1 protein-coding gene is annotated in these 336 nt (G+C 58.9%); it reads left to right on the top strand.

Features of this window, described 5'->3' with window-relative positions:
* Positions 1–336, top strand: a 336-nt coding sequence (locus tag LRP84_RS22405; RefSeq protein WP_230577086.1) for a collagen-like domain-containing protein, incomplete at both ends; no start/stop codon positions are given.

Here is a 336-nt window from a genome sequence, read left to right as displayed (position 1 = left end):
GGGAGCAACAGGTCCAACGGGACTGACAGGAGAAACGGGAGCAACAGGAGAAACGGGAGCGACAGGAGAAACGGGAGCAACAGGTCCAACGGGACCGACAGGAGAAACAGGAGCAACAGGTCCAATGGGCCCGACAGGAGAAACGGGAGCAACAGGTCCAATGGGCCCGACAGGAGAAACGGGAGCAACAGGTCCAACGGGACTGACAGGAGAAACGGGAGCAACAGGTCCAACGGGACTGACAGGTGAAATGGGAGCAACAGGTCCAACGGGACTGACAGGAGAAACGGGAGCAACAGGAGAAACGGGAGCGACAGGAGAAACGGGAGCAACAGG

Source organism: Bacillus rhizoplanae (genome assembly GCF_917563915.1).
In the GTDB taxonomy this organism is placed as follows: Bacteria; Bacillota; Bacilli; order Bacillales; family Bacillaceae_G; genus Bacillus_A; species Bacillus_A rhizoplanae.
This window is presented reverse-complemented; position numbering and strand designations above follow the sequence as displayed.